The sequence below is a fragment of the Empedobacter stercoris genome, assembly GCF_020281205.1.
Classification (GTDB): Bacteria; Bacteroidota; Bacteroidia; order Flavobacteriales; family Weeksellaceae; genus Empedobacter; species Empedobacter stercoris.
The window spans coordinates 1-7,670 of record NZ_JACXZC010000049.1; the positions used below are offsets into that span (position 1 = coordinate 1).

The 7,670-nt window shown below is 31.8% G+C and carries 3 protein-coding genes; all 3 read right to left on the bottom strand.

The genetic code is table 11. The annotated features are described in order from the left end of the window. Positions 1-187 precede the first annotated feature (187 nt). The 3 genes from IF125_RS13895 to IF125_RS13905 are packed head-to-tail and all read right to left on the bottom strand — an operon-like array spanning position 188 to position 7,102. Entirely contained in the window at positions 188-2,719 is a 2,532-nt protein-coding gene (locus IF125_RS13895) for an alpha/beta hydrolase family protein (protein WP_225542889.1), read from the bottom strand. Continuing rightward, the gene (locus IF125_RS13900) at positions 2,709-4,076 is read right to left on the bottom strand and encodes a RagB/SusD family nutrient uptake outer membrane protein (protein WP_225542890.1); all 1,368 of its coding nucleotides are present in this window, start codon (positions 4,074-4,076) and stop codon (positions 2,709-2,711) included. The genes IF125_RS13895 and IF125_RS13900 overlap by 11 nt, the downstream gene beginning before the upstream one ends. A gap of 2 nt (positions 4,077-4,078) precedes the next feature. Beyond that, complete coding sequence (locus IF125_RS13905; RefSeq protein WP_225542891.1) at positions 4,079-7,102, bottom strand: SusC/RagA family TonB-linked outer membrane protein; 3,024 nt, start codon at positions 7,100-7,102, stop codon at positions 4,079-4,081. Positions 7,103-7,670 lie beyond the last annotated feature (568 nt).

Sequence of the window (7,670 nt, forward strand, 5' to 3'; positions counted from 1 at the left end):
ATTAAAGTTAATGATTTTTAAAACACTACCTTAAATTTTAGGTCTTAGATGTCCACTTTTTGCTGACGATTTACAATCCTGGTGAATTTAATACGTGTAGTACAATTTTATACAAACCATAGAAAAATAGCTCCCTTTGGGAGCTATCTTTATTATTAAAGTTTTCGAACTTAAAATTATTTATATCTTAATTTTCCAACAATGGTTTAATCCAATCAGCAGCGGGTTTTCCTTTTAAAAAATGTTCCATCCATTGCCATGCTTTGTAATTTAAGTCTTGACGTTTAGCTTTTTCAATTATATTATGTCCTTCATTTACATAATTTAAGTAAATAGCTTTTTTATTAAGGCGAGTAAGACCGTAGAAAAAAGAACGAACTTGATCCGATAAGACATTTGGATCATCAGCGCCACCCCAAAGTAAAATTGGTTTTTGTACTTTTTTTACATGGTAAATAGGGGAAGCTTCCAAATAACCTTGCCAATTGTCAAATAAACTACTGTTCATCCGTGTTTGTTGACGTTCTTCTCTAGCATAATCTGCTTGGTTATAGTTGTATATCTTAAATTCGCTTAAGTATTTTCTAGGAATATCAACGATAGGAACACCTATTAGTGCTGTTTCAAATAGATTGGTTTTTCCCATAAACAAGGCTGCTTCGTAACCACCAAAAGATTGTCCTACTATAGCAATGTGGTTAGACTCAATTTGAGGTATTTGGGAAACTTGATTTATTATTTTTTCAATACTTTTAATTGTAGTTTCTTGAGAATCGTTCTCTTTGTAAGACAAATCTGGTAATAAGACAAAATAGTCATTCAAGATATAATGTATCATATTAAAACCAATTAAATCCATCAAATGTGGAATATTATCTTCCCTATTATGAAAAGTTATTTTCTCATAGACACGTACAATCATTGGATATTTCTTTTTTGCATCATAGTTTTTGGGATAATATAGAAAAGCATTCAAGTCTTCACCATTTATTGTATAATGTAAAAGCTCTTTTTTTAATATTGGTCGTTTACCATCCTTATTACCTTGACTTTCATAAATTAAATGAGGCTTCTTTTCTCTTATTTCATATATTTTTAAAGGATTATTAAATCCTGTAGTTGTGTACACCACTCTTTTACTGTCTTCAAAATCTTTGATTGTAAAATCAGATTGTGCAATAATTTTCAATTTATTTCCTGTTATGACTCCCAAACTAGTAGTATAATCTTTCATTGAAATTCCTCTTACCAAAAGTGGCTTTTTCAAATCTATAGGACGATGAAAACTACTCCCCCATAATGATTCCCCTAAAATCCACAGAGGCTGTGCTTTCAGCTCATAATTTATATGATCAGCAGCTCCATTTGTTAACAGCTGTATTTTGTTTTTAAAGATATCCCAACTGTATAAATCATATTCAGATTTCACAATAAAAATACCCTTTTCTGAAGTTGGTGTAATTTTAGCTTTTGGTCTATCAGATAAGTTATTATAAAGTCCATCTGCTAATATTACTTCAGGATTAAAAGGTGCTATTCTAATCTGATGTGTTTGTAATGACTCACTCTTCCATTTTCCATCTTCAAAAAACAGCATATGATCTGTATTAACATCATAATAGAAATTGTTTTCTGATACATATTTATTGGCTATTGACTGAGTTTTATTTCCATAATTTCTTACGAATTGTATTGGTAATTTTTTATTTACCAATGTATCAATTTTATTTAAGCCCATGTCATATACAATGAATTCACCTTGTTCAGAAACAAATTTTTGAAGTTGAAAAGGAGTTGAAAGTTGAGGTTTCCATGTCCATTTATTTTCAACGATATCGTATATCCCCAATTGAAGATAGGAAGATGATTTACTATTTAGACGATTAGTATATGAAATTTCAGCTAAATTTTGTTTGTTACTATCTAATTTTAATTTGAATAAAATGTATCTATTCTCTCTAATTTCAATAGTTTGTATTAAACTTTTATCAAAAAAACAATGTTCAGGAGGATCTATAATAGATTCTGTTACGTTTAATGAATTTTGTTTCTTTCGGAAAAAATGTAATGAATTTCCAACTTCTTTCAATCCAAACCAATTCGTGTCATTATTATAAATCCAATCTACTTTAGGAATATTATTAACTGTTTGCGTCGTGTTTTCTTTAAGGTTTAATACATGCCAACTGTTATTTTGAATATAATAAAGCCGTTCGGTTTTATAGTCAATTCGATTCGACTCTATATTGAATAAATGATGTTTTATTTTTCCATTTTTATCCACAACAATCAATTCTGTTTTATCCAATGGTTTTAAAATAGTAGTCTGTCTTGATGGAAAATTAATAATACTTTCAATTGTATGAAACTCTTTATTTTTCAATGAATATAAATTCTCAAACACAACGGTTTCATTAGGTAATTTATAAATAATAGTAGAATCACTTGCAAAACTGATGGAGTTCGCTTGTGGTAAAATTCTTGGTTTTATTCCTTTTTTTACTGAAATTAATTCATTTTCAGTATCTCCCATAGCATTCAAATGGCTTACTATTACCCAGTCTAAGTTTGGACTTTTTGTTTTTAGCAATGTAGTGTAATAGTTTTCATAAGCTGTGTTAAATTCATCTATAGTTTGCGCATTAGATAATTGACTAAACAGCTGAATAATTAAAACCAATAGAAAAAGAAGTATTTTTACATTGAATTTAATAACCATAATTTTGTGGATATAAATTAGTATTTAATAAAAGTTCACTTTCAGGAAGTGGTAATAATACAAATGCCGATTTCCATTGTGGCTTAAGGTTGATCATTGTTTCATCTAATCGACTGTATCTTTTCAAGTCAAAAAAACGAGCGCCAAACTCAGTAAACAATTCATGCTGACGTTCCTGTAAAATTCTATTTAGTAAGTTTTCTTTTGAATCCATTTGAATAGCTGCTAATCCTGCTCTTGATGCAATTATATTCAATTCACTCAAACCTTTAGTTAGCTCTTCTTTCTGTATATAGGCTTCTGCTCTGTTAAGAATAACCTCCTCGCTACGTAAAATAATTGAATATTCATTTTGTCCATTTACAGTAGAATATTGTTTGTATTTAGAAGCATAGTAATACTTTTTACCGCTAGAGTCATTAATAGATCCAATCCAATTTTTCAAACGCAAATCATCAGTTGTAAAAGAATTCACAAGTTCTGGTTGCAAAGAAATATTATAAGGAGGAGCAGAACGCAAGTAATGTATATTAGCTTCGTACGTAGTAGCTGTTGCAGATGTAGGGGATAATTGCCAAATAGTAGATGAATTATCTTTTAGATAAGCTTTGCTTATATCTTGTTGCAATTGGAAAGATGTGTTTTGAGCAAGATCATCTGTTATTTTTATAACATCATCCCATCTTTTTTGATTCAAATATAAACGAGATAAGATTAGTTGAGCCGCTTCTTTAGAAGGGATAAAGCGTGTGCCTATGGCAGTATTTGTTGCTAATAAACTTTTAGCTGTTAATACATCAGTTTCAATTTTATTATAAATATCAACTATTTTATCTTTTGATACATGTTGGGAAATGGTATAATCACTTGTTGTTACATAAGGTATTTCTCCAAAAGTTTGTACCAAATATAAGTGCAGCAACCCTCTCATAAAAAGAGCTTCGCCCTTCAACTGATTTGCTAAATTAACCTCAATCAAAGTCGATCTTTCAATTCCTTCTATTATACGATTTGTTTGATAAATTTGATTATATGTTTTTTGCCACAAAGCTGTTACAGCACTAGATTCTGGTCGAATATTTAATTTATAGAACTGATCCAATACACTATTAGCCATTTGATAGGAAATCAATTCATCTGTATAACAACCAAAATATACACCTCCTCCAGAAGAACCACCAGATAGAAAGCCATCTGTTTTTAATGAATTATAAAGACCAGCAAGAGCAGAACGAACTAATTTACCATCTTTAAAAACCGTCTCTTGTGTAATTTGGTCTTGAGGTAAATCTAGTTCAATAAACTTTTCGCAACTCGAAAAAGGAATTATAAGTAATAAAATTATTATTTTTTTCATGATTAATATATTAAGTTAAACCCGATAGACCATGTACGTAGAGCAGGCGTATAGCCTGATAAATTAAACTCAGGATCAAGACCTTTATAATTGGTCCATGTCCACAAATTTTGACCTTGAAAAAACAAAGTACCTTTCAAATGTTTAAAGGTTGTTTTGGGAAGATTATAGCTGATTTGTACATTTTTTAGACGGATATAATACGAATCCATAACACTTGCATCACTTAATCTATAATTAGATGCAGCTGTAATTAGTTGGCTATTTGCTCCACTTGTAGGTTTCTGATATCGAGCATCGGTATTCGTAGGTGTCCAATAATCTAAAAACTCGGTACTATAATTCCCCATCAAACCTAGTGTGTTGGTACTTGCAATACTATTCTCACGTGTTTGTGAAGAAAGCTGTGTTAGTATATCAAATTGAAAGTTTTTAATTCGAAAAGTATTTACAAAACCACCGTACCATTTTATTCCTAATTCTTTTACAATTGTACGATCATTCATATCTAATTTTCCATCACCGTTTACATCTTCAAACTGATATACGCCAGTAGTTGGATCTACACCTAAATAATGATACATTTTTTTTAAGGTAATAGACTTTCCAACTTCTAATGTAGAAGCATAAGTTGATGCTTCTAAATCAGGAAATGATAATAATTTATTTTGAGGAACACTAAAATTAAAAGAGGTTTCCCACTGAAAGTTTGTTTTTTGAATAGGTTTTGCAGTTATCGTTATTTCTATTCCAGTATTTTGAATAACAGCATTCAAGTTAGCTTGTACAGATGTAAAACCTGTTGTTCCAGGCAGTGGAATACCTACCAATTGATTTCCTGATCGATTACGATAATATGCAGCAGTAAACTGCAAGCGATCTCGTAAAAAACCTAATTCAAGAGCTGCTTCGAATTTTCTGGTAATTTCCCAACCATATTTCGAATTATACAATCTACTTGGAGTTAAACCTTGCAAGCCATTATAATTAATACCTGTATTAGAATAAGTGTCATAAAACTGATAATTCCCTATATTATCACTACCAGCAGTTCCGTAGCTTCCTCTCAATTTACCAAAACTCAACCAAGATTGGTCTATAAGAAAACTCTCATTAGAAAAAAGCCAAGCTGCACCAACTGCACCAAAATTTGCAAATCGATTAGAAGGTCCAAATCTGCTCGATCCATCACGTCGTCCAGTTAAATTTAAATAATACCGATTAGTGTATTGATAATTCAATCGACCATAAATAGCAGTATACCGATAAATAGAAGAAGCATCTCTATTTATTTTTACGTTAGCTGCTGCCCCCATGTTTTCTATTAACTCGTCGGTAGAAAAATTAGATCCGTATAACATCAAATAATCTGAAGATGTATGTTGAAAGGTTGTACCTATTAATGCTTCTATTCGATGTTCATTCCATTTTTTTTGATAGTTTATTTGCGGTTCTATTATCCAATTTGTTTGTTGTACAGTAGAGGTGGATAGGGCAGAACGCTCACTGCCTATGTCTAATGTTGGGTTGTACATTGTTTTAGGGTATATCATTCGCTCGTTAACTATATCTGTAGTGTAACCACTATTTACATGTACATTTAACCCTTTTATAATTTGATAATCAAAACTAAATTGACTTAATAGTTGATTTTGATTTGATTTATAAGTTTGTTCTGCTGCAGCTATAGGATTAGCAAACGTATTATTTTCCCAATTTATTTGTCCATTTTTATCATATAGGTCAGGTGCATTTGGAGCAAGAGACTGATAGATTCGCATAAAATCGGTAGGAGGTAAAAAATTATTTTGAAGTGTATAGAATCCAGTAAAATTCAGTTTCAGTCGTCGATTAGCACTTTGATGAGAAAGATTAAGACTCATTTTAGTCTTTTTGTACCTGTAATCACCAGGAAAAATAGTCGTTTCTTCGTTGTGTCCACCACTTATCATGAATTGAGTGAGCTCATTACCGCCCGATAATCTTAACTCGTTTGAAGTACGAAAAGACTTTCCTCCAACAAAATATTTTTGCCAATTGGTAGATTGATTAGGATCCCATGTTCCATTTATATCATAAGCATTTGTAGGATAAGTAGAAATTCCATCATTTACAAATGCCTGTTTCCTCATTTCCATATATTCAGTAGTAGACATCATTTTCGGTAAGTCAGCTATTTCGCCTATGGTATACGAGTTTGAAAACTGAATGGTCGTTTTAGTATTTTTCCCTTTCTTAGTAGTGATTAATACTACACCATTTGCACCACGTGACCCATAAATAGCCGTTGCATCTGCATCTTTCAGTACTTCTATGCTTTCTACATCAGACGGGTTCAAAAAGTTTAACGGATTACTATCTTGATAGGGTAGAATAGCAGAGGATAAATTAGAACGATATTCTTTTTGATTGTTGATGATAACACCATCTATAACATACAGAGGAGAATTAGCTTCGTATGTATTATTTAGTGCAAAACTTCTCAAGCTATTACGTCCGCGTATTTGTATATCGTAACCACCACCAGCAACCCCAGAATTTTGTACTATACTTACTCCGGCCATACGACCTTGCATAGCCGAAAGGACATTATTCACAGGCTGATTCTCTATTTCCTTAGCCGTTACACGTGCTATAGACCCCGTAAGTTCTTTGTCTTTTACAGCATAGTACCCTGCATTTATCACCACATCTTTTAGCTGAATCCCGTCGTCCTCTTTTGTGAAACTTACATTTATCACACTTCTATTCAGCACCTCTTCTTCACGAATAGGGAAGTCCAATTGCTCGAAAATTAGTTTAGCATTATCATGCTGTAAGATCAGCGAATAATATCCATTCGCATCAGTTCGCACACTATTCTGTGTACCTTCTTCTGTTACGACCACGCCAGAGAGCAAATGGTTATGATCTTTCACCGTTCCAGTCACGGTTTTTCCTGTTTGTGCAAATAGGGGTGTAGCACAAACCAATCCCAATAGCACACTTATTATATGCCTATTGAGTTTAAAGTAAAATATTTTCATAATTTTACATAAGTTTTTTAATTCAACATTAGTTTTAAAAGCCACTCCTTTTCCAGTACATCGCGCCAACTTTGTTTTTGGGAAAGGGGTTTTGTTTTTTTATTTCAAATTTGTTCTTTCTTTTTTCATTTTTTGAGCGCAAAAAACGAAACAAAAAACGCTTGGCCGTAAACCTCTCTACTAAAAATGTTCTCATTCCACTAAAGATTTTACAAACCCTACGGGCTAAAACCTTTTTAACGCTTCACTCAAACATTTTCTTAACGTGAGAGTTTTAATGCCGGTTTTTCATTCTTTTTCAATACTCAAATTCGTTGTCATTTTTAAAAATGGATTTTGTAATTCTGGGCTTGTCTCAGAATCGCATCCAATATGTCATTTCGAGGTATCGAGAAATCTTTTGTCACTTTTTTTATTCATTACATATCTATTTTTATTGTCGGTATTCATGTGCCCTTCGGGGAACAGTCAAAAAAACTAACGAAAAAAGACTTGTCTTTGATTTTCGACGGTCAAAATAAGTTTCAGCCATTCAATGTTTTAAATCATTTGCTACGCAAACAGTAAA

Bases quoted from the DNA above. Each gene is read 5' to 3' on its own strand.
- IF125_RS13895 (WP_225542889.1), bottom strand. From the start codon at position 2,719: ATGGTTATTAAATTCAATGTAAAAATACTTCTTTTTCTATTGGTTTTA.
- IF125_RS13900 (WP_225542890.1), bottom strand. From the start codon at position 4,076: ATGAAAAAAATAATAATTTTATTACTTATAATTCCTTTTTCGAGTTGC.
- IF125_RS13905 (WP_225542891.1), bottom strand. From the start codon at position 7,102: ATGAAAATATTTTACTTTAAACTCAATAGGCATATAATAAGTGTGCTA.